Source organism: Paenibacillus sp. FSL H8-0282 (assembly GCF_037963825.1).
GTDB lineage: Bacteria > Bacillota > Bacilli > Paenibacillales > Paenibacillaceae > Paenibacillus_AQ > Paenibacillus_AQ odorifer.
In genome coordinates this window covers 5,700,655-5,726,665 of the sequence record NZ_CP150146.1, presented here as the reverse complement: position 1 = coordinate 5,726,665, position 26,011 = coordinate 5,700,655, and the positions used below count along the sequence as shown (strand labels likewise).

The 26,011-nt window shown below is 46.3% G+C and carries 23 protein-coding genes and 1 riboswitch; of the genes, 18 read left to right on the top strand and 5 right to left on the bottom strand.

What is annotated here, in order from left to right; genetic code table 11:
• Positions 1-15: 15 nt before the first annotated feature.
• Positions 16-1,554 (top strand): helicase DnaB, encoded by a 1,539-nt coding sequence (locus tag NST94_RS24785; protein WP_339281397.1) that lies wholly within the window; start codon positions 16-18, stop codon positions 1,552-1,554.
• An 18-nt stretch (positions 1,555-1,572) separates the two neighbouring features.
• Complete coding sequence (gene dnaI / locus NST94_RS24780) at positions 1,573-2,529, top strand: primosomal protein DnaI (RefSeq protein WP_076134190.1); 957 nt, start codon at positions 1,573-1,575, stop codon at positions 2,527-2,529.
• Between the two features lie 424 nt (positions 2,530-2,953).
• On the opposite strand, the gene NST94_RS24775 is transcribed toward dnaI, so the two are convergent.
• Positions 2,954-3,112, bottom strand: coding sequence for a YqzM family protein (locus NST94_RS24775; protein WP_094902239.1), 159 nt, complete (start codon positions 3,110-3,112; stop codon positions 2,954-2,956).
• Positions 3,113-3,465: 353 nt separating this feature from the next.
• Here NST94_RS24775 and trxA point away from each other — a divergent pair, with 353 nt between their 5' ends.
• Positions 3,466-3,783 (top strand): thioredoxin, encoded by a 318-nt coding sequence (trxA, locus tag NST94_RS24770; protein ID WP_036679814.1) that lies wholly within the window; start codon positions 3,466-3,468, stop codon positions 3,781-3,783.
• 121 nt (positions 3,784-3,904) lie between these two features.
• A complete protein-coding gene (gene uvrC / locus NST94_RS24765) occupies positions 3,905-5,857 on the top strand; it encodes an excinuclease ABC subunit UvrC (protein WP_280753733.1) in 1,953 nt (650 codons plus the stop codon).
• A gap of 88 nt (positions 5,858-5,945) precedes the next feature.
• On the opposite strand, the gene NST94_RS24760 is transcribed toward uvrC, so the two are convergent.
• Entirely contained in the window at positions 5,946-7,622 is a 1,677-nt protein-coding gene (locus NST94_RS24760; protein WP_248549595.1) for a CPBP family intramembrane glutamic endopeptidase, read from the bottom strand.
• Positions 7,623-7,944: 322 nt separating this feature from the next.
• Positions 7,945-8,120: riboswitch (cyclic di-AMP (ydaO/yuaA leader) on the top strand.
• Between the two features lie 64 nt (positions 8,121-8,184).
• Between NST94_RS24760 and NST94_RS24755 the strand changes: the two genes are divergently transcribed.
• Together NST94_RS24755 and NST94_RS24750 are read left to right on the top strand one after the other, a co-directional pair.
• The gene (locus NST94_RS24755) at positions 8,185-9,543 is read left to right on the top strand and encodes a TrkH family potassium uptake protein (protein WP_249267754.1); all 1,359 of its coding nucleotides are present in this window, start codon (positions 8,185-8,187) and stop codon (positions 9,541-9,543) included.
• Between the two features lie 13 nt (positions 9,544-9,556).
• Positions 9,557-10,228, top strand: a complete 672-nt coding sequence (locus NST94_RS24750; protein ID WP_036679808.1) for a TrkA family potassium uptake protein — start codon at positions 9,557-9,559, stop codon at positions 10,226-10,228.
• 528 nt (positions 10,229-10,756) lie between these two features.
• Here NST94_RS24750 and NST94_RS24745 read toward each other — a convergent pair.
• A complete protein-coding gene (locus tag NST94_RS24745) occupies positions 10,757-11,659 on the bottom strand; it encodes a LysR family transcriptional regulator (RefSeq protein WP_036679806.1) in 903 nt (300 codons plus the stop codon).
• 402 nt (positions 11,660-12,061) lie between these two features.
• Between NST94_RS24745 and NST94_RS24740 the strand changes: the two genes are divergently transcribed.
• The 7 genes from NST94_RS24740 (at position 12,062) to NST94_RS24710 (ending at position 18,867) form a co-directional block, all read left to right on the top strand.
• A complete protein-coding gene (locus NST94_RS24740) occupies positions 12,062-12,727 on the top strand; it encodes a succinate dehydrogenase cytochrome b558 subunit (protein WP_036679804.1) in 666 nt (221 codons plus the stop codon).
• Positions 12,728-12,772: 45 nt separating this feature from the next.
• Entirely contained in the window at positions 12,773-14,515 is a 1,743-nt protein-coding gene (gene sdhA, locus NST94_RS24735; RefSeq protein WP_076193302.1) for a succinate dehydrogenase flavoprotein subunit, read from the top strand.
• Between the two features lie 75 nt (positions 14,516-14,590).
• Positions 14,591-15,355, top strand: a complete 765-nt coding sequence (sdhB, locus tag NST94_RS24730) for a succinate dehydrogenase iron-sulfur subunit (RefSeq protein ID WP_036679800.1) — start codon at positions 14,591-14,593, stop codon at positions 15,353-15,355.
• A 211-nt stretch (positions 15,356-15,566) separates the two neighbouring features.
• Complete coding sequence (locus tag NST94_RS24725; protein WP_076206377.1) at positions 15,567-16,358, top strand: DUF3891 family protein; 792 nt, start codon at positions 15,567-15,569, stop codon at positions 16,356-16,358.
• 57 nt (positions 16,359-16,415) lie between these two features.
• Complete coding sequence (locus NST94_RS24720) at positions 16,416-17,345, top strand: metallophosphoesterase (RefSeq protein WP_081387889.1); 930 nt, start codon at positions 16,416-16,418, stop codon at positions 17,343-17,345.
• A gap of 38 nt (positions 17,346-17,383) precedes the next feature.
• Positions 17,384-17,926 (top strand): GNAT family N-acetyltransferase, encoded by a 543-nt coding sequence (locus NST94_RS24715; RefSeq protein ID WP_076184756.1) that lies wholly within the window; start codon positions 17,384-17,386, stop codon positions 17,924-17,926.
• A gap of 209 nt (positions 17,927-18,135) precedes the next feature.
• On the top strand, positions 18,136-18,867 hold the full coding sequence (locus NST94_RS24710) for an NADPH-dependent oxidoreductase (protein ID WP_280753740.1): 732 nt from the start codon (positions 18,136-18,138) through the stop codon (positions 18,865-18,867).
• A gap of 186 nt (positions 18,868-19,053) precedes the next feature.
• On the opposite strand, the gene NST94_RS24705 is transcribed toward NST94_RS24710, so the two are convergent.
• Together NST94_RS24705 and NST94_RS24700 are read right to left on the bottom strand one after the other, a co-directional pair.
• Positions 19,054-19,863, bottom strand: a complete 810-nt coding sequence (locus NST94_RS24705) for a histidinol-phosphatase (RefSeq protein WP_076193295.1) — start codon at positions 19,861-19,863, stop codon at positions 19,054-19,056.
• Positions 19,864-19,934: 71 nt separating this feature from the next.
• Positions 19,935-20,837 (bottom strand): LysR family transcriptional regulator, encoded by a 903-nt coding sequence (locus NST94_RS24700; protein ID WP_038573173.1) that lies wholly within the window; start codon positions 20,835-20,837, stop codon positions 19,935-19,937.
• Between the two features lie 254 nt (positions 20,838-21,091).
• Here NST94_RS24700 and NST94_RS24695 point away from each other — a divergent pair, with 254 nt between their 5' ends.
• The 5 genes from NST94_RS24695 to NST94_RS24675 all read left to right on the top strand — a co-directional run bounded on the left by NST94_RS24695 (position 21,092) and on the right by NST94_RS24675 (position 25,923).
• Positions 21,092-21,547, top strand: a complete 456-nt coding sequence (locus tag NST94_RS24695; protein WP_036679793.1) for a chemotaxis protein CheX — start codon at positions 21,092-21,094, stop codon at positions 21,545-21,547.
• Between the two features lie 28 nt (positions 21,548-21,575).
• Positions 21,576-22,352 (top strand): SDR family oxidoreductase, encoded by a 777-nt coding sequence (locus NST94_RS24690; RefSeq protein WP_076127922.1) that lies wholly within the window; start codon positions 21,576-21,578, stop codon positions 22,350-22,352.
• A gap of 97 nt (positions 22,353-22,449) precedes the next feature.
• Complete coding sequence (locus NST94_RS24685; RefSeq protein WP_076127920.1) at positions 22,450-23,958, top strand: DEAD/DEAH box helicase; 1,509 nt, start codon at positions 22,450-22,452, stop codon at positions 23,956-23,958.
• Complete coding sequence (locus NST94_RS24680) at positions 23,955-24,701, top strand: ABC transporter ATP-binding protein (RefSeq protein ID WP_036679788.1); 747 nt, start codon at positions 23,955-23,957, stop codon at positions 24,699-24,701. The genes NST94_RS24685 and NST94_RS24680 overlap by 4 nt, the downstream gene beginning before the upstream one ends.
• A 1-nt stretch (position 24,702) precedes the next feature.
• The gene (locus NST94_RS24675) at positions 24,703-25,923 is read left to right on the top strand and encodes an ABC transporter permease (protein WP_076304899.1); all 1,221 of its coding nucleotides are present in this window, start codon (positions 24,703-24,705) and stop codon (positions 25,921-25,923) included.
• Positions 25,924-26,011: the final 88 nt, after the last annotated feature.

Sequence of the window (26,011 nt, the reverse complement as noted above, 5' to 3'; positions counted from 1 at the left end):
AGGGGGTATCCGTAGATGCGGATGAGTAACTTACATCATTTCACCGAACATCATCGGTACTGCGTTTCCCGCGAATTTGGTCTTAGTGTTATAGATGGACGTATGCTTAGCTCTGTATATCAACCTATGGTAGGAGCCTTTGCAATCAGTTTCTATCGCTTGCTGGTTGAACATGTGCCAGCAGATAGCATTGGCTATTCTGGAGTGGAGCAACAGCGCAGGCTATTTATGACTTTGGGTGTTGAACCCAATGAGAAAGGCCGCAAATATTTAATTGATCAGGCTTCCCGGTTAGAAGCAGTGGGTCTGTTGCAGACCTGTCGAATCTATGTGCCGGAAACAGATGATTATTTATATGAATATGAGCTAATGCCGCCGCTATCGCCAGCCGACTTTTTTGCCACTCAGCATTTAACCTTGCTGTTACGTGATAAGATTGGCAAATTTGCTGTGCTGTCCTTACGGGAACAGTTCTGGAATCGCGAGCCGGAAGAGTGGAGTCGCAGATCTATAGGCAAAGAGAATATTTCCGTGCCTTTTTATGATATTTTTCAACTTAATACACATGTCATTGATTATGAGCTGGAGCAAGCTTTGGCAGAGGTAGCCTCTGTTCGACAGCCCGGCACGCTTGAATCCGGAGAACAGGCAATCGGATACAGTGACATTATTTTGCGTTTTCCACGGGAGTCTGTGAATCGGGCTCATGTAGAAAAACTGCGCTTTGACCATACTCAAATGGGTGTAATTAACTATGTTGCTCATAAATACGAACTGAGTCCGCAGGATTTATGTCGTTTGCTGGATGAGGATGGAGTGTTCTCACCGGAGGGCGAGGTCATGCTGGATGCGTTGCAATATAAAGCGAGCCAACATTTCAGGCAAGATATGAAACGACAGGAAAAACGTGAAATTGCAGCTGCGAAAGTTGTTTCTATCCGGTCCAGTGCGGCCGAAGAGAATGATGATTCTATAGCACCACCAGAGCAATCTGTTGAGATGGAGTATTATGTAGAAGTACCGCCACAATTTTTGTCCAAATGTGACATTCACCAATATAATATGATGCTGCGGAACGAACCTTATACAAGACTGCTACAAACCTTTTTCCCGGGTGCAGTGCCCAGCCATCTGATGGATATGTTCGAGAAAATAGATCTGAACTATAAGCTGAGCGGTGAAGTAATTAATGTACTCATTCATTATTTAATGACTATGGTAGCCTCGGGTGGAGAACAGCGGATGAACCGCAATTTTGTAGAGGCTATCGCCTCCAATATGCTGGTGAAACAAGTGAACACCTACGAGAAGGCTGTAAGATATATTAGAGATCAGTCCAAAGTGAAGGGCAAGGGGACAACGGCTAATGCTGCTGGAGGAACACGATCACGTTCTTATGCCAAAAATACAGGCCGCTCCAATAAACCGGAAATTCCGATTGTGCTGGATGATGGAAGTGCTGGAACAGTATCGGAAGAGGAATTCGCGGCGATGATGAAGAAAGCGGCAGAAATTAAGGCTAGTAAGAAAAAAGGCGTATCGCAAACGCCTTAATGAAAGAGAGGTGGAACAATGGAGTCTATGGGCGATGTACTTCGTTCGATCAACAATCCAACTCTACGGCAGCGTCAACGCGATCTTGAACAGGGGTTATTCAATCATCCACTTGTGAAGGCATTACAGTCCGAACATCCTGAACTGGACGAATCACGACTGCGGCTTCATATGAGTCGCCTGTATCAATATGTAGAGGAAAGCCGAAACTGTGCGAACTGCCCAGGACTAGAGAAGTGTCCAAATGATTTTCCTGGCCATTATAGTAAACTAACGGTAGAAACTGTGAATGGTTCAGTGGATCTATATGAACGCAAGACGGCATGCCGACTTAAAGTGGCACAAGATAATCAGGATAACATCCGCAAACGTATTCGTAGCTTTTATGTGGACGAGCGTGTACTTAACGGCGGTTATGATGAGATAGATATTATGGGCAAAGACCCGCGCCGGGTCTCGGCTGTGAATAAAATATTTGATTATATCACGAATGTTAAAGAGGAAGGCCTGACTTCACGCGGCATTTATTTACATGGCTCTTTCGGAACAGGCAAAACTTTTTTGATGTGTTATTTGCTGCATGAGCTTGCTGTTGCTGGATATACCGGAGTGATCGTATACATGCCAGACTTTATAGAGGACTTGAAATCGATCATGATGGATGGCCAGAAGATGAAGGAAACTGTCGATACAATGAAAAACTGCGATTTACTTATTTTTGATGACATTGGTGCAGAAAATTTGAATCCTTGGGCTCGTGATCATGTACTTGGGGCGATCTTGAATTATCGGATGAACCGCAAACCAACCTTCTACACCTCGAATTATCCGTTGGATGGCTTGGAGAAACATCTTAGCTTTACGAGCAAAGATGGTGAAGAGGTCTATAAAGGCCAACGACTAATGGATCGCATTGCTCCTTTTGTGGATGTTCTTCCACTTCATGGGGAGAATCAAAGAGGGGCCAATAGATAAGCCTGGAATATTCATAATGTAAAATTCAAAAGAGCAGTGATTCCCCTTTTATTGGAGGATCGCTGCTCTTCGTTTTTTTTGGTTATTCGAACTCAAACGCCGCTTTCTCCCTGCTACGAAGCAGGATCGCCTTAAGTCCTGATTGTTTTTCACTTGTTCAAACACACTTTCGGGTTGCAGCATCTGGCGGGCATACTGAATCTGATCGATAATTAGGGAATATCTCCCTAAAAATGAACTGATTCGTCAGCGAAAACAGATATTCTCCCGATTATTAGGGAGGAATTCCCTGATTCCGTTCATTTATAGCAAATATCGGCTATAATCAGGGAGGTTTTCCCTCATTATTCTTAAAAAAGAAGCCGCCCCATAAGTAGCATTCACTACTTTTGAGACAGCTTCTTTTTATTGTGCGATGATTCCTTTACTCCGAGAGAATGAACTTAAGGATGACCATTCCGAAAAAGACAACCGTCATAAACGTGGTCATTCCGAAAAATCCGGTCATTAAATCCCCAAGATCATTGCGGGGTTCTTCGTTGATATGTTCTCGTGGGTCCCGTACTTGCGCGTTAACATCCATAGTTTCTGCCTCCTTACAGGGACAAGCCCTGTATTATTAGATGCAAATTGACATTAGTTTATGAAATAAGTCATTGACAATTAATGCGCTTTCTTTAAGTATACCGAAATGCTGGGGAGGTTGTAAAGAAAAGAGTACGTAAAAAAAATACATTGAAGGCAATATAATTGCGAGTGATATTTCACATATCCCATAAAGATATGTTATACTTGTAATGTGTCGGTAAGTGGTAATTTGGTTATCATATTACATGAAACAATTTATTAACTCATATTTCGGAGCAGCTTCCATGAACTAAGCTTTGGCTTAAGATGTGCATAATGCTTCGCAAAACTTAAAGGAGGAACAATATCATGGCTATCGTGAACGTGTCTGACCAATCCTTCAGTAACGAAGTGGAAGGTCAAGGTACTGTAGTAGTAGACTTCTGGGCTCCTTGGTGTGGTCCTTGTAAAATGCTCGCTCCAATCTTGGATGAATTGTCCACAGAGCTCGGAGACGACGTGAAAATTGCAAAATTGAATGTGGATGAGAATCCGGAAACGGCTTCCCGTTTTGGTGTTATGAGTATCCCAACTCTGATCTTCTTCAAAGATGGTCAACCGGTAGATAAAGTTGTGGGACTGAACTCCAAAGAATCCCTGAAAAATATCGTAGCAAAACATCAATAATTGATAGATGCTACTGTTCGGGCCTCGGCCCTGCCACTCAGCGCCTTCGGTTCATTCCGGAGGCGTTTTGTGTGCTGAATGCCAACTAATCATGGGTCCAATTTAGCTGGAGGGGATCATTTTGGACAATATCCGCAATAAACTGGCACTACTACCCGATCTGCCTGGCTGCTATCTGATGAAGAATCAGGAAGGCACTATTATTTATGTGGGCAAAGCGAAGGTACTTAAGAATCGGGTACGCTCTTATTTTACAGGCAGTCATAATGGTAAAACGCAGCGGCTTGTCGCTAATATTGCTGATTTCGAATACATCGTTACGTCCAGTAACATGGAAGCGCTCATTCTAGAGTGTAATCTGATTAAGAAACATATGCCGCGTTATAATGTGCTTTTGAAAGACGACAAGACGTTTCCTTATATAAAAATAACGAATGAAACTCACCCGCGCCTTGAGGTTACACGCCGGGTGATTAAAGATAAAGCAAAATATTTTGGCCCTTATCCTAATGCTTATGCTGCTCAGCAGACAAAAAAGCTCCTAGATCGTATGTACCCGCTTCGTAAATGCGGCGTGATGCCAAAGGAGGTCTGTCTTTACTATCACATGGGCCAGTGTTTGGCACCGTGTGAGAAGGAGGTTCAGAAATCCGAGTATGAGCAGATTACGCAGGACATCGCTGCTTTTCTAGGCGGAGGTCATGAGGCGGTCAAAAAGGATTTACAGCAAAAAATGCAGGAAGCTGCTGAGGAATTATATTTTGAGCGGGCGAAGGAACTGCGGGATCAGATTATCCATATCGATGCATTGATGGAGAAGCAGAAGATCAACACTACAGATACTAAGGACCGGGACGTATTTGGTTATGCTGTAGACAAGGGATGGATGTGTGTACAGATTCTGTACATGAGACAAGGGAAGATGATCCAGCGCCATTCCTCCGTGTTCCCGTTCTATGGTGAAGCCTACAGTGACTTTATGTCTTATGTGACGCAGTATTACAGTGATAATCCCGCTTTGCCGCAGGAGATTCTGCTGCCGGATGTGCTCGATGAGGAGTCTCTGGCTAATAAAGAGACTAAACCCGAGATCGCCATAGCTGCTCCAGCAGAAGCGGATTTACAACAGGGTGAAGATACTCCTGAATCGGCTGAAGAGGCTGAGGCACGTGCAGCGGCAGCGGAGGAAGCTGCGGCAGCAGGGATCGTGGATGCCGCTGGCGGCGCCTCCATTCTGCAGGAGTGGCTGGGCATTAAGGTGCTTGTGCCACAACGCGGTCTTAAGAAGCAGATGGTTGGCATGGCTTGCCAAAATGCAAGAGTGGCTATCGACGAGAAATTCCGGCTGATTGAACGGGATGAAGAGCGTACCTCTGGAGCAGCGATCAGCTTAGGCGAGAGCTTGGGGCTTGAACGCTTGAGCCGTATTGAGGCGTTCGATAACTCGAACATTCAGGGGACTAATCCGGTCTCAGCGATGGTTGTCTTCATTGATGGTAAGCCTGCACGAAAAGAGTACCGTAAATATAAGGTTCGTACGGTAGTGGGTGCGGATGATTATGGAACGATGCGCGAAGTCATTCGGCGGCGATATGAACGGGTATTGAAGGAGAATCTTCCGATACCGGATCTTATCGTGGTCGATGGAGGGAAAGGGCAAATCTCCTCTGCTATTGATATTCTGGAGAATGAGCTGGGATTATTCATTCCGGTCTGCGGCCTTGTTAAGGATGATAAGCATAAGACGGCTCAGCTTTTAGTTGGAGATCCGCCAGAGCCTGTCGCGCTAGCCCGGGACAGTCAGGAATTTTACCTTTTGCAGCGGATTCAGGATGAGGTCCATAGGTTCGCGATCACCTTCCACCGTGAACAGCGCGGGAAGTCCATGGTTACCTCCAAGCTGGACTCTATACCTGGTATAGGTGAGAAGCGCCGTAAAGCGCTGCTAAAGCATTTCGGATCGCTTAAGAAAATTAAAGAAGCCTCCGTGGATGATTTCCGTACACTTTCTATTGGAGAAAAGCTGGCAAAACAAATTCTTGATGCGCTCAAGGATGAAGAGCCAACCTCATAGCAATGGTGACAAAAGAAAAAGGGTATCAAAGCAGCGACTAAAGCTGCTTTGATGCCCTTTTTTAATTTTATTACGTCTTCACATTAGTTTAAATCAAAGAAGAAGGCTCCACCGGCTTAGGTTTCTGTGGTGGATTAAATCGATAGACGATGTAAGCGACTATGAACGGCATAATAATCGCGAAGATACCCGCGCCTACATTTACGCTCTCCTTCATAAAGATCAGCGTAGCGCCCATCAGGATGCTGTCAAACACGACGTGGCTGAACATGACAGCAATAAACCCGTAACGAAGGAAAATATAGCTGAACAGTAGCCCGATTACAGTCAGCTCAATGGGACGGGAGCTGATGGGATAGATCGGATATAACGTATGGCCAAACGCCCAAACCAGCGTGGTGATCAAGCAAGCGATAAAAGTGTTCCGGAACACCTTTTTCAGCATAGGAATTCCGAAAAAGCGATAAATGGCTTCCTCAGATAAACCAGCGAGCCATGCGACGATAGGCAGAAGCCAAGCATATCTCATGTTATAAGGAGATTGGGTGGCGTCTGTAGTAGACCAATTGTGCAAGGTAAACGATAATATGATGAACATAACCGTCTGCACCCCTAGCAGAACGAAAGCCCAGATGTATCCAGCCCGGATACTGTCCAACACATATTGTCCATAGCCGGGCTCTTTGGCGCGGGGCCAAGGGTTCATGCCTTCCTCTTTTCGCCATAGGCCATTACCGCCCACTAAAGAGAAGTAGAGCAAGGAGGACATCAGCAGGCTGTACAAAGCATAAATGATAAACATAATGACAGAGGTAATCTGTGCTTCTAGCCCTTCGCCCGTTGATTCAGGCAGCATATTATAGGTGCTGATCATCATGATTACAAAATAGGCTGAGCTTAGGAATACTCCACGTTTAAAGGAAGTATGCTCTCTTCTAAGAATACTGTAGACGAGTGCCAGAATTCCTAAAATCAGTGTGGGTACACCGTAACCGAATAATGTTAGCTTTTCCGCTAAAGAGGTCTGTCCTTGTACGTAGGAGGTATGCCAAGCTGGTGCAGTGAATCCGGCATTAAAGCTGGATACCTGCTCTCCACTGAAATCAAAATAATAGTGCAATAAGGATTCGCCGACCTGAACAGTACTATCCGTATACACTAGCCCATGGCTTCCTGTATTCGATTCAATTTGTAGCTTGGCAGGATTTACTTCCCATTCCTGAAGCCAAGGACGAGCAAGATTCTCCTTCTGCGCTAGAGTGAGGTCAGCTCCCTTGTCCTCTTTTGCACCAACGGAAGCGATGCCTGACCCCTCTTCGGAGGTAACTTTTGCAGCCTTTGAGAAAGCGACAATCTTACCGTTATACATATTGAGGTCAACGATGATTTGCGGCTCTTGCTCCGCTGAAGGAGTAAGCGTTGCACGAAAGACATCAAAAGGATATTTTTGATCCAATTTTTTCTTGGTGTAGTCCTCCACAAGCTTCTCGCGAGACATATAACCATAAAAGGAAGAGTCCGTCTGGTAAAGTACATTCCATTGATCGTTTGGTGCTTCGGTGTAGTTGAGCTTTTGTTCTGCGAATAATATGGCTTGATCACGGGCTTCTGCCTTGCTAATGACGGTGGTATCTTCACCTGTAGGACTACTAAGCAGTGAAGGGGAAATCTGAAACATAATAAATAGAATAAGACCGATAATGCCCGAGATGATGAGCCTCTTGGAGAGGGCACGTTGCTGTAAGGGCTGGCCGACGGGATTCATGTAACGCCTCCTTGTTATGTACTGTGACAATGTTATGTTCCATTATAGTATTAGTGCCTGGTTGGTTACAAAAAACATTATATGTTCTTTTTATGGGTAATAGAGATAGTATAGAATAGTCATGTGAATTTATACCATGAATTTTATCGTGTTCATTTCTGCACGAATGATGAGAATCGGTGTAATTGCAGGGAAAACACGGAAAAGTGATGAGAAAAGGCACTCCTTTTGATGCAGTCTCTTTAAACCGCATTTTTTCATGTGAATGAGCATTAATTGTGTCTTTGTGAATTCACTAAATAACGTATATAATTTGTATGCAATTGTATAGTAGCCGAATTTCTGGTGAAAACGGGGGAACCATAAGAAGTGATGAAAAGTGGAGTGTACACGATAAATGGCACTTTCATCAGGGGTGAATTTCGTTCTGGGAACGAATAGGGCAGCCTGCACAGTCCGAATCCGACAGCTAACCTCGTAGGCTAATTTACTGCAGGAACCAAGTCAGCATTGGTTTTCCAGTGCTTTTTTTGTTGGAATTTTTGATAAGAAGGTGAGCAAAGTGGCTTCACAGTTTCGCAGGATTTCTGAATTTAAGTTTCTGAAGCTCTCGCCACCGCAGATACTGGTGCTTGGTTTTGCATCGATCATTCTGATAGGGGCCCTGCTGCTTATGCTGCCCATCTCAAGCACAAGCGGGAATTCCGTGGAATTTATTGATGCATTATTTACTTCAACGTCGGCAACCTGTGTTACAGGGCTTGTTGTGCTGGATACCGGAACTTCGTTCACGATTTTTGGGAAAACCGTAATTATGATCCTGATCCAGATCGGCGGCTTAGGTTTTATGACCATGGCCACTCTATTTTCACTGGTGTTAAAGCGTAAAATATCTTTGCGGGACAGGCTAATCCTACAGGAAGCCATGAATCAAGGCTCTATGGAAGGAATTGTGCGACTGATCCGGAGAGTCCTCATATATTCTCTTGTCATAGAAGGCTGTGCCGCTGTGCTGCTGTCTATTCGCTGGGCTTTTGATATGCCGTTGGGAAAAGCGATTTATTATGGCATATTTCATGCGGTGTCTATGTTTAATAATGCGGGGTTCGATATTTTTGGGGATTTTCGCAGTTTAACTGATTATGTATATGATCCGCTTGTGAATATTATTGTAATGTTTCTGATTGTCTCCGGCGGGATTGGTTTTATTGTAATGTCAGATCTGGTGGAGTTTCGGGTAACCCGCAGGCTGTCTCTACATAGTAAAGTTGTCCTGTCCACCAGCACAGGGCTGATTCTGATCGGAGCTTTGGTTATTTTTATATTTGAGTTTACTAACACTCGTACCCTGGGTTCACTGAATTTCGGCGGTAAAATATTATCGGCCTTCTTTCAATCCGTGTCTCCCCGTACGGCTGGCGCGAACACAGTAGATATTGCTGGACTTCGGCAGGCTACACAATTTTTTATAGTGATTCTTATGTTTATTGGTGCTTCTCCGGGCTCAACGGGCGGCGGGATCAAGACAACAACCTTTACAATGATGATTGGTGCTGTAATTGCTATGCTGCGTGGACGGGAAGATGTTGTGTTGTTCCGTTATCGGCTGGCTCAAGAGCGCATCTACAAGGCATTAACGATCACGCTGCTGGCTTTGTTGTTAATCGCCTCTGTGTCGATGATACTCTCCACAACTGAAGACAGTAATTTCTTGGCAATCTTGTTTGAGACGACCTCCGCCTTTGCTACGGTAGGACTGACTATGGGGCTAACTCCGGAACTGTCAGCGATCGGTAAGATTCTACTCTGTCTGACGATGTTTGCAGGTCGGCTAGGTCCACTAACCTTAGCGTATGCACTCGGTCCCAAACAGGGTAAACCACTGTATAAGTATCCGGAAGGTAAAATAATTATTGGATAGGAGTTAATTAGAAATGAAAGCACAGCAATTTGTAGTAATCGGCTTAGGTCGCTTCGGTTCAAGCCTGGCGCTTGAGCTGATGGAAATGGGCTACGAGGTGCTCGGCATTGACCACCATGAAGAACGCGTGGAGGAAATGAGCGATCAGCTGACGCATACGGTAGTAGCAGATGCTACAGATGAGGGAATTATGCGCTCGCTTGGTGTACGGAACTTTGATTGTGGGATTGTTGCGATTGGTGACAATATGGAGAGAAGCATTCTGGCGGCCATTTTGTTGAAGGAGATTGGAGTCAAGCAAGTGGTGGCTAAGGCAATCTCTATCCTTCATGGCCGCGCACTGTCGCGGCTGGGGGTTGATCGGGTTATTTTTCCGGAGCGGGATATGGGGATTCGTGTGGCACATCAGCTGGTGACGCCCAATTTGCTGGATTATATTGAACTGTCCAAGGATTATAAAATTGTCGAGCTGACCGTACCTTCCTGCATGAACGGCAGAAGCTTGTCTGATTTAAATACAAGAGCTAAATATGGCTGCAGTATTGTTGCCCTAAATAGGGAAAGCGGAATAATCGTCGCTCCAACTGCCCATGATTATTTGAGTGAAGGCGATGTTATGGTACTCATTGGTCCTAATGAAAGTATTGACCGTTTTGAGAGTGAAGTTGTGAACCAAGAATCATAGGAAAAGAAGCTGACTCAAAAGTAGTGAATTCTACTTGGAGGCAGCTTCTTTTTTATGGAGTAAAGAGTAGGAAAAGTAATGGATTTACTGTGTCGTATGACATTAGACCACGCGTTGTTTTCTATAATGTTGGTTTGGTCGGTGCGCGACTTGCTAGGTGTGGTTATCGTACGGCTTGCAATTAGATGATTTGTGGTATCTGTGACGGTGCATTATGGGCGATATGCGTTCTTTGTTTGTACGATGTACAGAGTGGGTGTGAACTAATTAGGAAAACCTCCCTAAAAATAGCCGCTATTCGCTCTAAATGAACGACATCAGGGAATTCCTCCCTAATAAACAGAGGGATTCCTTTATTAGTTAGTTACTGAATCGGCCGAAAATTAGGGAAGTTTTCCCTAATTATAAGTCTGCTGAACAGAAATCTCTGAACTTCAGGGAGAAATTCTCTAATTACGCTATAAGTACTTCACTTATTGCCTCATTTGGAGATCAATAGGTGCGCCCCTTGATTCATTTGGTCCGGCTTTACTGCTCACGTTCTGTCAGAAACATCTCTTCGGTAACTTGCACCAGACTGCGAGCCGCCGTGCTCATGCTTCCATCGTCACGGTAGATCAGGCAGGTGGTCCGTTGAGTCTGTTCCAGCTCCTTGATATGTAAGGACACCAGCCCGCCACCGTTCAGCAGTTCTGGACGCAGATAAGACTTTGGCAGCAACGCAGCCGCTTTGACAGTCGGAAGCAGCCGTACGATGGCTTCGAAGGAGTCAATCTCCATGCGCACATCGGGATCAATCCCGCAGCGCTGGAATAGATCGTCCGTCAGACGCCGGTACCAGGTCCCCTTTGAGAAGAGAATCATAGGCAGCCGGGATAGATTATCCATGGTTAGCTTGGAAGATAAATTTAAAGGATGCTGCTCTGAGACGACCAGTCGCAGTTGATCCTCAAACAGAGAAATGCAGCGTAACCCGGGTTCTTGAATAGAGGAAGCGATCAGACCTACGTCTGATTTTCCCTCACTAACTGAGGATACGATCTCATGCGTTCGGCCTGTGATCAGCTTCAGCTCTGCGGTCGGATATTTATCCATATAAGCGTTTACCAGCGGCGGAAGCGTGGTCTGCAGTGAGGTAAGACTAGCCCCCAAGGTGACAAGCCTTGGCTCCCCCTCTTTAAATTTGGAAAGGGCTTCCAGAAACTTGGAGCGCTGCTGCCGTTGTTCAAGCGCATAGGAATAAGTGAGACGCCCAACCTCGGTTAATTCCAGTCGTTTGCCATAACGATTAAATAGTGCGACCCCCAGACGTTCCTCGAGTTTAGAAATTTTGCGAGACAAGGCGGGCTGGGATAGATTGAGCTGGCGTGAGGCCCGGTTTAAGCTGGAATGTTCCACAACTGCTGCAAAAACATCTAAATCGTCAAACATAATTGAGTTCCTCTCCTAATGCGATGTACGATCAGTAGTGATGAAATTCATAGCCGTAAGAGTAACTGTTCTTATTACATAAGGAAAATCAGGTTATGTCGGAAAATGTTGTTTTGCTAAATGAGAATTATTATCATATAAAATCTATTCTTATGCGTTTATTGTATAACGTTTAATAATTAGATTGCAATTCCCTTATAAGCGAAAAAAGAGTAACATGAAAAGTGACACAAGATATTCACATTTTGTGAAAAATAAAACTAAGTCCGGTAAACTCTAGGATAACGGTAAATTAAGGAATTATGTCATTGGATTGTCAACGTTATCCTGTGTCAAATGTAGTTCCGGCGGTGAATACCCATTAATGAAAACGCTGTTTTAATCGGAAAGGGGTTACTTTGTATGAAAGGATTTTATTCCAGAAAGATTCATTCCTTGCTAGGCGTTATCCCACTTGGAGCCTTCTTCATTGAGCACATGATGACGAATTTTGCGGCTGTAGAGGGTGGCGCTTCCGGTTTCACTGACAGCGTGTTATGGCTGAACAGCCTGCCGCTCGTTTTCTTCCTGGAATTGTTCGGTATATGGCTTCCTCTGCTGTACCATGGGGTATACGGACTTTATATTGCGTATCAATCCAAGCCGAACTTGAACCGTTTCAACATTGAAAGAAACTGGCGTTATACCCTGCAACGGATTACAGGTATTGTTACCTTCATCTTTATCGTCTGGCACTTGTTCCAAACACGGGTTCAGGTGGCGGTGGGTAATGTGGAGCACGAAGAATTAGGCGGTCTGATGCATGATATCGTGACTCAGCCACTTCTGCTGACACTGTATATTATCGGTATCGTTGCTGCATGCTTCCACTTCTCGAACGGTCTCTGGTCTTTCTTGATCAGCTGGGGAATTACCGTAGGTCCACGTGCACAGCGGGTATCTTCTTACCTCTGTCTTGGCATATTTGTATTAGTAACTTTCATGTTCCTGATTTCGCTGGTTACTTTCCGTGACAGTGAATTTCAAACTGCAGCAACCATTGCCCAGTCCATAAAGACCTTCATTTAATTTAAGAATCCTTTCTGATATTTTCGATAAAAGGAGTGAACTATCATGGCAACATCCGATATCATTATCGTGGGCGGCGGCCTGGCCGGCCTGATGGCTACCATCAAGGCAGCGGAAGCTGGTGCGCATGTCCATTTATTCTCATTAGTTCCTGTAAAAAGATCACACTCCGTATGTGCGCAAGGCGGCATCAATGGCGCTGTAAATACCAAAGGTGAGGGCGACTCCCCTTGGGAGCATTTTGATGACACCGTCTATGGCGGTGACTTTTTGGCGAATCAGCCGCCGGTTAAGGCGATGTGTGAAGCTGCGCCAGGTATCATTCACCTTATGGACCGGATGGGCGTTATGTTCAACCGTACGCCGGAAGGCCTGCTCGACTTCCGGCGTTTCGGCGGAACGAAGCGGCACCGTACAGCTTTTGCCGGCGCGACTACAGGCCAACAGCTGCTGTACGCGTTGGATGAGCAGGTGCGCCGCTGGGAAGCTGAAGGTCTCGTAACTAAACGCGAGAACTGGGAGTTCCTTTCAGCTATCATCGACGACGAAGGTGTATGCCGAGGCATCAGTGCCCAGAATCTTAAGACGATGGAGATTGAGACTTTTCCTGCGGATGCTGTTATTTTGGCAAGCGGCGGGCCGGGTATTATTTTTGGCAAAACAACGAACTCCGTAATTAATACAGGGACAGCCGCAAGTGCGGTATACCAACAGGGCGTACATTATGCCAACGGAGAATTTATCCAGATTCACCCAACGGCTATTCCAGGAGATGACAAGCTCCGCCTGATGTCGGAATCGGCACGTGGCGAGGGCGGCCGTATCTGGACTTATAAAGACGGGAAACCGTGGTATTTCCTCGAAGAAAAATATCCGTCCTACGGTAACTTGGTGCCGCGCGATATTGCTACACGTGAAATTTTTAATGTGTGTGTGGATCAAGGGCTGGGCATTAATGGCGAGAACATGGTGTATTTGGACCTCTCTCACAAGGATCCGAAAGAGCTGGACGTGAAGCTTGGCGGGATTATTGAAATTTACGAAAAATTCATGGGGGATGATCCCCGTAAAATACCAATGAAGATCTTCCCTGCTGTGCACTATTCTATGGGCGGCATGTGGGTTGATTACAATCAAATGACGAACGTTCCTGGTCTTTTTGCAGCCGGAGAATGTGAATATCAATATCACGGAGCGAACCGTCTAGGCGCCAACTCTCTGGTATCTGCTATTTACGGCGGTATGGTCGCAGGACCAAAGGCTGTTGAATACATTAAAGGCCTGAAGAAATCATCGCAGGATATCTCTTCTTCCGTATTCGATAGCTTCCACAAAAAGCAAACGGACAAATATGAGTCTCTATTGGCAATGTCAGGGACAGAGAATGCTTATGTGATCCACAAGGAACTGGGCGAATGGATGACCGCTAATATGACCGTGGTGCGGCACAATCCGAAGCTGGAAGCGACCATTGGTAAAATCAAAGAGCTTAAGGAGCGTTATCGCAAGATCAATATGAATGATGCATCGCGCTGGAATAACCAAGGTGTGGCCTTCACTCGCCAGCTCTGGAATATGCTGGAGCTGTCCGAAGCGATGACACTTGGAGCGCTTATGCGCGATGAGAGCCGTGGTGCACATTACAAACCGGAATTCCCGAATCGTAATGATGAGGAGTTCTTGAAGACCACAAAAGCAGCCTGGACTGCAGAGGGTCCACAAATCTCCTACGACGAAGTGGATGTCTCGCTGATTCCTCCACGGGTACGCGATTATTCGAAGGATTAATGCTTTCCAGTAACAGAATAGCTTGCGAGGCAAGCTTCATGAAATAAAATCAGGCAATTTTAGGAGGGAACCATTATGGCGGAAACAGCTGCAGCTCCCAAAAACGTAAAGTTTATCATCACCCGCCAGGACGATCCACAAAGTTCATCGTATGTCGAGGAATTTGAACTTCCTTATCGTCCAGGTATGAATGTGATCAGTGCTTTGATGGAAATTCAGCGTAACCCTGTGAATGCCAAAGGTGACAGCACAGTTCCCGTATGCTGGGATTCCAACTGTTTAGAAGAAGTGTGCGGAGCTTGCTCCATGGTGATTAATGGCAAACCCCGCCAAGCCTGCGCTGCACTTATAGACAATCTGGAGCAGCCTGTACGAATTGAGCCTATGAAGACATTTCCGGTGGTGCGTGACTTAGTCATTGACCGTACCCGGATGTTCAATGCACTAAAAAGGGTGAAAGCATGGATTCCGATTGACGGTACGTACGATCTTGGACCGGGACCGCGGATGCCGGAGAAAAAACGGCAGTGGGCCTATGAATTATCCAAATGTATGACCTGTGGCGTATGTTTGGAGGCTTGTCCGAATGTCAACGAAAAGACGGATTTCATCGGACCGGCAGCCATTTCTCAAGTACGTCTGTTCAATGCTCACCCTACAGGTGAAATGAACGCTGACGAAAGATTGGACGCTCTGATGGAGGATGGCGGGATCGATGGCTGTGGTAACTCACAGAACTGTGTACGTGCTTGTCCAAAGGGGATTCCTCTTACGACATCCATTGCAGAAATTAACAAGCAAACAACGAAGCATATGTTCAAACGTTGGTTAGGTGTGTAATTAATAGTACCGCCAAATGTTTATCTATTGAGCTATCCTCAAAGTGGATTCCATTCGCTGGGGGGTAGCTTTTTTTATGTTGTTATGACTCTCTTATCTGCTTGTGGCGGGAAAGTCTTGCAGGGCTGGAGCAGGTTCAGAACATTGACCAATTTATGCTATAATATCCATTGTTAACGTAATGTTAGCTGTGGAACAAGGAGGAATAATCGTGATTTGTCGGGAGCAAGATGGAGCAATTGTAATGGTTAAGCAGCATGATCACGGGAAACTTGCCGGAGAGCTGGCCATTGGGTTCAAAGAGCAGCATGTGCCAACTGAAGGACGCCGGGAAGAGGTACTGTGGGCAGTTGCCCAGCATGATAGGGGTTGGATTGATCTCGATGAGACCCCTTTCTGGAATGATGCGGAGCAAGCACCCTACACCTTTATTGATTTTCCTGTAGTGCCTAAGTTGACCTTTTATAAGCGTGGATTAGATGAGATCGAGGAACACACACCGTACGGAGCGTTGCTGTGCAGCTTGCATTTTGAGCGGCTTATTAAGATTGCGGGACTCGATTATCCAGAACTTACATTGTATCAAGAACATGAAGAGGAACGCAGAGCACGTATCCATCGGGAACTTGAAGCTTCCAAGCCTATTGGGGAAGATGAGCTGTATTATGATGCCCGCCTTTTAGAATTCTGCGATGATCTGTCCTTGTATTTGGCCTTAAATGAGCCGGGGTGTCCGAAATCAGAGGAGCATCCATGGTGGCGTGAAGGGTTCTCAGGTACTGAAGATTTCAGTTTTACGTCAGGTCGTGTTATCACAGCGGAGTGGCAGGATAAGTCAACGTTAATGCTTGAACCGTTTCCTTTTGAAAAAACGCTGGAAGTAGCATTTATGCTGAGACGAGTTGAAAAATCAGAAATCGCAAAAAAAGGGATTGCACGCGCTTACAGCGAAACTCCGGAGAAAGAATGCCGGATTGTTCTAACTGCCCGGAATAATATATAAGTTATTATTTGGACCATCTGTTTTTCGGGGAAAAGGTAAAGAAAGGAGAATCTCCCTATGAAGATACAATCGTCTGGGGCTTCTCCCAATAAGAATGGCGATAAGATCCACAAGGACACCTCTAAGGGGCGTTCTGGTGGCGAGTCAACAATTACCCGCCGGCAGTTCCTGACTCGGAGTGCGGCTGCTGTAATCGGCGCAGGATTGCTTACAAGCGGATATGCATGGCAGGGGGAGCCGAACTGGATTGAGGTCACTAAGCTGGACTTGCGCTTTAAGGAGCTTCCTTCCGCTTTTTCAGGGATGAAGCTTGTTCATTTCAGTGATACGCATCTCGGATTTAATAAGGATGCCAGGGATCTGACCCGGCTCGCTAAACATATAAGCAAAGCTGAACCGGATCTTATTTGCTTCACGGGTGACATTGTGGACAGCGATCCTGAGGATCTTGTTGAAGCCGTACCGGTGCTGGCAGCGTTAAGTGCGCCATTGGGTAAATTTGCGATATTAGGCAATCATGATTACAAGAATACCCAGCTGGTTACCGAGCTGCTGGAGTCTGCGGGCTTCCGGGTGCTAAGGAATAAATCCTACCTTCTAAAAAGAGGCGGGGCAGTCATGGCGGTTACGGGTCTGGATGATCTGTTGCACGGTAAACCCGACCCAGCGAAAGCCATTACTGGTGTTCCTGAAGGAACCTTTAACGTCCTTTTGATGCATGAGCCGGATTATGCGGATACCGCACAGGCCTATTCATTTGATCTACAGCTTTCCGGGCACAGTCATGGCGGACAAATTCGCCTGCCCTTTATAGGTGCGCCATTTACACCTTATGGATCTCTTAAATACATAAATGGATTGTATTATACAGAAGACAAAGCCATGCCTGTGTATGTGAATAGAGGGTTTGGAGAGACATACATGCCTTTTCGGTTATTGTGTAGGCCAGAATTAACGGTTCTGACGCTGCATCGGTCCATGAGCTGATTAGGCTGGAATTTTAGCTGCACGGAAGGGGAGAGAAGATGAGCACCTATGGAGCAGTGTTGTTAGAGACACAACATGGTTTAGCGGTAGATCTGAGGCTGATCATGCCTGAGGATGTTTTAGCTTTGCGGCAGCTGCTCTCCCATCCAGATGTGCAGCGCCATATTCTAGTACGCTCCGGCCCTGGATCAGTATCTGCCCAGGTGGAGAAGCTGGTAAACCGGATGTTATTTGCCTTCGATCCTTGTGCGCTGCATGCCGGGATCTATTTAAAGGGGCAGCAGCGGTTGATCGGTATAGTGGCTTTGCAGAATTGGAACCGCCGTGAGGGCACAGCTACCTTAGGATATATGCTGGACCCGGCATGGTGGGGATGCGGGCTGGCGACGGAGGCCGTGGGTTTGTTTTTGAACTATAGTGTTCATACCCTTGGGATAACAAGGATCGAAGGACGCTGCACAGGAGATAATATTAGATCGGAACGTGTGATGCTCAAGAACGGTATGAAGCTGGAGCGGGTGATGCCCAAAGTCGGCTCCTTGGACGATGTAATGAAAGTATTCACATTGTTACACAAATGAAATAATGCCGTTATCAAACTCTAACAGTGTGCGGTTAAACTAAGTACATGACCCCCTTTTAAAAATATACTGCTTTGGGACCCGATGATTCGGGTCCATTTTTTTGTTTGAAAAGAGTAGCGTAAGTGATTGGCAGTACCGAATCCGATCGTTTATGATTAACATACTATGGAGTGGAATGACCAAGGAGGCGTAACATTTTGAATGAAGTGGTACAAACATTAAAAAATCATCGTTCTTTCCGGCAATATTCAGACCAGCCTGTGGAGCCAGAGAAGCTACAATCAATGATTGAATCGGCTCAAGCCGCACCGTCATGGGTTCATGGACAGCAGGTATCGATAATCGCCATCAAAGATCCTGCGCGTAAGCAGCAGCTTTCAGTTTTGTGCGGAAATCAGAAGCATGTAGCGGCAGCACCGGTTTTTTTGGTGTTTTGCATGGATTTTTATAGAGCTAAAGTAGCTAGTGAGCTGGAAGGCAAGTCTTTTGAAGCCGTAAAAGATGTGGATGCGCTTTTGGTTGGAGCTACAGATGTGGGAATCTCATTGTCTAACGCGATTGCAGCGGCGGAATCCATGGGACTGGGCATCATTCCTATTGGGGGTGTGCGCCGCAACACAGCGGGTGTGATTGAACTGCTGAAGCTGCCGGAGTACGTATTCCCTGTCGTCGGTCTCTGCGTGGGATACCCAGCGGAGGAGGTTTCTCAGAAGCCGCGGCTGCCGCTGGAAGCTATATTTCATGAGGAGCAATACAATCCGGATGTACAAGGCCTCCTGGAGGCATATAATCAAACCCACCGTGAATACTTGCAGCAGCAGGGGATGACGGAGAGACACTGGACCAGTACGATTGCTCATTTTTATGAGATCAACCCGGAATATGGAGATGCGAAACGTACGCTGAAACAACAAGGTTTTAGCTGTGATAATCTGTAAATAAACAAAAAAATGCACCAAGCTGAGATTGGTTTAACGGAGGGTGAACCCTGCCCCTAAACCAATAACACTTGGTGCATTATTCAAATATAAGAGCATACAAGTTTCACACAATACTTTTATGTCTTATAGTCTCGCTTTAACGCTTACCGTCCTTATAGGGACGTTGAAGGCGTTTAGGCTTGATTACAGAGAAACTTTGACTTTTTGGCGCTGCTTGTAATAAACCCAGTGTGTAAAGCCTATTGCTTTGAGCTGTGCAGCTACCGCATCACGATCCTCAGCGACCCGGGACGGCTTATGTGCATCCGAACCGAAACTAACCTCTACGCCAAAATGTAGTGCCCGCTCCAGAATATCTTCAGAGGGATACCAGCCGCCGACCAGCTTAGTTCCGCCTGAGGTATTGATTTCGATGGCCACGTCACATTCACTAATTACACGCAGACAATCGTCAATCGGCTGAGGTGCAGGAATTTCGGAAAAAGCAGGATAATTCCCCTTCATCGCATCAATATGCCCGAGTATTTGGAACATACCACTGCGTGCGGAATCAGCAATCAACCGGTAATATTCAGACTTCACGCGGATCTTCTCATTTTTGCTAAGGTTTTTCCAGCGCCCTTTGTTAAAAATGCTGACTCCACCAACACTATGTACCGATCCAATCACATAATCAAAAGGGTAGGCGGATAATGTCTTGCGGTATATCTCAGCATGTTCGGGGAAGTAATCTGATTCGATGCCTAACAGGACGTCGATAACGCCTTCGTACTCTTTTTTGAGGGAGAGAACATCATCTACATAATTAGCAAATTCGGATTTAGCCATTGCGATTTTGGGAAAAGCCTGATCGGATGGATCTCCGAAATAGGGAGTATGATCGGAAATACCTATAACGCCCAATCCAGCGGCAATCCCAGCTTCGATATAATCTCTAATCGTTCCGTCAGCATGGCCACAGCGGAAATGATGGGTGTGTAAATCAAATTTCATCAAGAACATCTCCTTTAAACAAGGTTATGCAATCAGCTCAGAGGTAATCGGTTCCACTTTGTGGGTGGGATTTATTCAGACCCGATAAATTGGGTTTCTGGCATGCCTTTAAGATCGCTTAGGAACTGCCTCATAGCAGAGTTTACGTATTTTCCTGATTTCGTGATCACACCAACAGGATGCGTGACCTCCAACTCAATAATTGGCACAATTTTGAGAGTGCCGGCTCGAACCTCAGCGGTAACTGACTGCTTGGAAATAATGGCGGCGCCCAAATCGAGCTCGACCATCCGTTTCACTTCCTCGCTGCTGGTCAGCTCCATAATGACCTGAGGTTGAATGCCATGTTTGTTCAGAACCTCATCCGCAAATTTACGGCCCACTGTGTCTGGTGAGAGCAGAATCAGCGGGGTTTTGCTTAAGGCTTCTATCCCAGCGGTCTTCACTTGAGCGAGAGGGTGTCTGGGAGAGACCACCAGTTCGAAGGTATCATAATACAAAATGGAAGTAGACATGCCCGGGCTACGTCCAATTAAATAACCGATGCCGACATCAACAATGCCGTTTTCGACATGCTGATAAATTTGTGATGAGGACATAGAGGAAATTGATGTTTTGATATGGGGGAACTGGTCTTTAAAATAAGATAGAATACGCGGTAAAATTTGAATAGCGATTGAGGTAGTTGTGCCTAAAACTATATGACCTTGGGGATTTTCATCAAGATCTGCAAGCCGTTCCTTAAGTTCCTCGACAATCCTCACTATTTGTTCCGCATGCTCCAGAAAGACAGTCCCTCTATCCGTTAATGTAACAGGCTGGTTTCGGTCAACCAGCTGAGTCTTGAACTCTTCTTCAAGGCTCTTAATCTGTGCTGAAACCGCTGGTTGGGTCAGATTAAGCAGTTCTCCGGCCTTGCGAAAGCTCATCGTTTTGGAAATTGTTATTAGTGTCTCCAGCTGGCTGATGTTCATGGAATACCTCCTTTGGACCATCGAATTGGATGTGTAATTGCGTTAATATCTTACGTTCCACGTTGGCATTTGTTTAAATTATAGGAGATAATACCCGGCAGAGCAATGTTGCTGCGTAAACTATCTTGGGTTTGAATTCGACATATGCATTAATTTTTGCTGAATTGTGCCGATATATAAAGTATAATATATCCATATTGCTTGGGACTTTTGGTATATGACCAAAGCACGATAAAGGGGGAGACTAGACATTCATGAAAGCAGAAGTAATTAATCCGTTTCTAGAGTCTGCACGGACTGTTATAGAACAAGTAATTCAGGTCTCGCCTTCTACGGGGAGTTTAGGCATTAAAGAAATTGAACTGATCGATAATCATATATGGATTCAAGTAGGGATGACAGGCCAACTGAGCGGAAATATTATATTTGGTATTGCGGAGCAGGTAGCCTTGCGAATGGTATCGATTATGATGGGTGGCTTTGTGATCACCGAGATGGATGAGATGGGTCAAAGTGCAATTTCAGAGCTGAGCAATATGATCAGTGGGAATGCCAGTACCATTCTATATAATCAAGGTGTTTCGGTGGATATAAGTCCTCCTCAGATTATGAAGATGGAAAGCATGTCTTTTATGCCTCGTAAAGCGCTTAGTATTCCGTTGTTGATGGATGGGGTTGGAGAGATGGATATTCAGGTGATGATCTCTTAGGCAAGAGTTAGGAGCTGAAATACTTTTCATGGTACTCAAAGATAAGGTTGTTGTGATTACAGGAGCGTCCAGCGGCATTGGTGCATTAACGGCACAGATGCTTAGTAAAAAGGGGGCAATCCCTGTCCTGGTAGCACGTTCCGAAGCGAAGCTGAAAGAAACAGCGGCCGGTATCCCGGGCGTTTTTGGACTGTACACCTGTGACGTAACAGATGCTGAGGGTGTTCAGAAGACCTTCGCACAAATTTTGGAGGCATACGGCAGAATTGATATTTTGCTAAATAACGCAGGGTACGGCAAATTTGCTGCTTTTACAGAGATGGAGCCTCATGAATTTGACGATATGATGGATGTTAACTACATGGGGATTGTCCGGTGCACGAAGGCTGTTGTTCCACATATGCTGGAGCGGGGAAGCGGCCAGATTGTAAATGTGGCTTCCATGGCAGGGAAGATAGGCACAGCCAAGTCCGTAGCCTATACGGCTACCAAACATGCTGTACTCGGATTCACAAATGCGCTCCGTCAGGAGCTGCGGAAGAGTGGAATTATCGTCTCGGCTGTGAACCCGGGGCCGATCGCCACCGATTTTTTCAAAACGGCTGACCCCTCTGGCAATTATGAGAAGAGTGTAGCCCGGATGATGATGACCCCAGAGCACGTATCTTCTAAGATCGTTAAGGTTATGGAGACCGGCAAAGAAGAGCTCGATCTTCCGGGTCTGGCAGGGTTTGGCATACGGCTTTACGGGCTGTTTCCTCGCCTGGCGGACAAGCTTACTTATAATGCGATGAACAGAAAATAGACCCTGTTGTCAGCTTTATTGGCCTTCCATTTGGTGGAGAGGCCTTTTTGGCATATAATGAAGATATTATCTCAAGCGAAAAGGATGAATTACACTTATGAATAAAGCTTCTTTTGCGGCTATCGGCATTCAGGAAGACCTCATTGCCCGGTTGTCGGAATTCGGCATTAACGCTCCATCCCCGGTACAAGAGCAGACAATACCGCTTCTACTAGAGGGAAGAGATGTTATTGCAGCTTCCCAGACTGGAACGGGTAAGACGCTGGCCTATCTATTGCCGCTGCTTCAAGCGATTAATCCGGAGCAGAAGGTGGTCCAAAAGCTGGTGCTCGCCCCTACACAGGAGCTGGCGATGCAAATCTTACGCGAGGCGGAACGTTATGGTGAACAGCGCGGAATCCGAGTTATGGGTCTTATTGGCGGGGCCGCAATCAAACGCCAGATTGACAAGCTGCGTGAGCATCCACAGCTAGTTGTGGGAACACCTGGGCGGATCCGCGAGCTGATTGGACTTCGTAAATTGAAGATGCATGAAGTCAGTACTATTGTTCTGGATGAGGCGGACCAAATGTTCCAGCTTAGCGGAGCCGGCGAAGTCACAAAAATTGTCAGCAGTGCGCTGCGTTCACGCCAGCTTGTTATGCTGTCGGCAACGATCGGACCAGAGACGAAAGCGCTGGCTAATCGTGAAATGAAGAACCCGGCAGAGGTCGGGATTGCTCCAGGTGTAATGACTGCTGAAAGCTTGGAGCATCATTATGTTGTTGCTGAAGAGCGTAACAAAATGGACATGCTGCGCCGGGTGATTCGCCATTACAATCCCGATAAAGCGATTGTGTTCGTGAATGCTACAGATGATATTGCCGAGGTTGAGGCTAAGCTGAATCATCTTGGGCTTACTGCGGCAGCACTTTACGGAGATGCCGATAAGGTAACGCGCAGCAATGTATTAAAAGGTTTCCGGGAAGGCAAATTTCGTGTGCTTGTTGCCAGTGACGTAGCTGCCAGAGGACTGGATATTGAGAATCTTTCTTTGGTAGTTAGCTACGATCCGGCTTTTGATTCTGAACATTATGTACACCGTGCAGGCCGTACCGGACGGATGGGACGCCGCGGCTTATCTGTAACAATAGTTACAGAGCAACAGACCTTTATCATGCGGAAATTCGCCCGCGAATTGGATATTGCGCTTGAGGAGCGGGAGATGGTCGGTGGTAAGGTGCTTGCAGCAGATGAAGCACGCAGCGCTTTGCACAATGGACGGGGACGGAGTAATGAAGGCAGTGGGCAACGCCGTGATGGATCCGCTCCACGCAGCGGCAAGCCGCCTGTTAGCACATCTGGAGCCTCCAATGTTCAGTCGCCATCCGTTGGAGCAGGTACACCGCCTGCCAAAAGAATGGCTACGATTAACACAAGTGAAACAACAAGCGGAGAACAACAACGCGATTCACAGCGCAGCGCGAATCCTTCTGCGGGAGCACGCGGAGATGCGACTCCTGCACGGAGCAAACGCAGCAGCAATGCGGAACGTGAGAAGAACCGTAAAAATAAAGGAGCTCCAAAGTGGTTGAAAGACAAAACTCCGAGAGGTGACGGTCAATGAATAATGCTCCCGTATTGCAAATTACGGGTCTCAGTGGTGGGTACAGCCTGAATAAGCCAGTGCTGCATGATATTGCACTTCAGGTGCAGCCTGGCGAAATGGTTGGATTGATTGGTTTAAACGGAGCAGGAAAAAGTACGACGATGAAGCATATTCTAGGATTGATGTCGCCCCATAAGGGCGATATCACCGTACAGGGCAAGACGCGTGCTGAAGATCCCGTTGGATACAATAATGCGTTGTCTTTTGTACCGGAATCGCCGCTGCTGTATGACGAAATGACGGTTCGTGAGCATGTTGAATTTACTGCCAGAGCTTATGGGGTAGATCAAAAGGATTATGAATCCCGCACCTCGCATCTTGCCAAGCTGTTCCATATGGAGGATAAGATGGACACCCTGTCGACCCATCTATCCAAAGGGATGAAACAGAAGGTTATGATCATGTGCGCTTTCGTTGCACGACCTGCTTTATATGTCATCGACGAGCCCTTTTTAGGATTGGATCCGCTAGGGATCCGCTCCTTGCTTGATTTCATGATGGATCTGAAGAACTCTGGATCGTCGATTCTGTTAAGCTCTCATATTCTTTCCACAATAGAGAATTATTGCGACCGTTTTATTGTATTGCATAAAGGTAAGGTGATTGCACAGGGCACGTTGGCGGAAATAGCGGCAACTGCCGGGCATCAGGGGCTGACTTTGGAGCAGCTGTTCTACGAGCTGGTTCAGGGAGGGAAATAATATGGATTTGAAAGAGCTGCGGCGCACGCGGCGCGGTAGATTCATGGGAAGTATGCTTCCTTATGTGGGATATATCATTCAAAGCGGCGTAGCCATGGTCTTCCTGTTCGTGTTGATTGTCTTCTCTGCTTGGTATACATCGCTGCTACAAAATGTACCTGAAGGCATTCCCATTCGCTGGATTATGTTAGCATTACTGTTGCCTGCGACAGTGCATAGCGGCTTCCGAACCTATTTGCAGACCCCGGATACGATCTTTCTGCTGCCTCAGGGTCACCGCATGAAGGAATATTTTGCACCATCCTGGGTCAGTGGAAACGTGTGGAAGATCATTCGCTTGTTATTTGTACTGATCACCCTTTGGCCGTTGTACATACGTACAGATGATTCTCCCAAGCGACTTTTATTTACAGTGTTGATCCTGATTGCTGTGAAGCTGATCGCGAGTTATGGATTATGGAAAGAGATAGCTATGCTGTCACGTCCGATGGCAGGTGTGTATGCTTTCTTGCGCTGGGCAGTTGGAGGTTTGATTATTGCCGCTTGGTTGTGGCAGCCTGCCGGTCCGAGCCTGATATTTATGGTGTTATTGGCAGCAGCCTATCTTGCTGCACTGTCTGTGCCCGGACGTCACGCTGTGCCATGGGAAAGACTGATCGCCATGGAAAACAATCAAGGTGCACGTGCGCTGATGGTTCTGGGCTGGTTCGTGGATGTGCCGGGCCGTGAGCAACGGGTGTATTCCCGCCGTTATCTTTCCAAATGGGGCGCTAAGCTGCCTTGGCGCAAGGATACTGCTTATCGGTATCTGCTGACCAAAAGCTTTGCCCGGGGCGATATCTTTGGAATCATTATGCGGATATCGGTGCTGGCTCTGCTGCTGAATTGGTGGAACCGTGATAGTTACTTTGGCACCGGAATTTATTTGTTCTTCCTGTTTATCATTGGTGTTCAATTGTCGGCACTCCGCAAATTGCATAGCGAGTCTTTTTGGCTGACAGTATATCCTTTTCCTGAAGGCAGTAAGGCGGACAACACAACACAATTTGTATTCCGTGCGCATCTGGTTGTGGCATTGGTTCTTGGATTACCTTTCTTAGCTTCCATAGGTGACCGTCTGATGCCAGTGATCTTTACCTTAGCGGCAGGTATTGTGGTAGTCTTTCTGTTTAGAGGATACTTGTCCCGCAAAGCGGCACGATTGGATGACGACGATCTGTAAGGCAATTTCATATTCACAATAAAAAGGCTGTCTCACAGTAGAGAAATTCTACGAATGAGAGAGCCTTTTTTTGCTGGAAGCATAATTT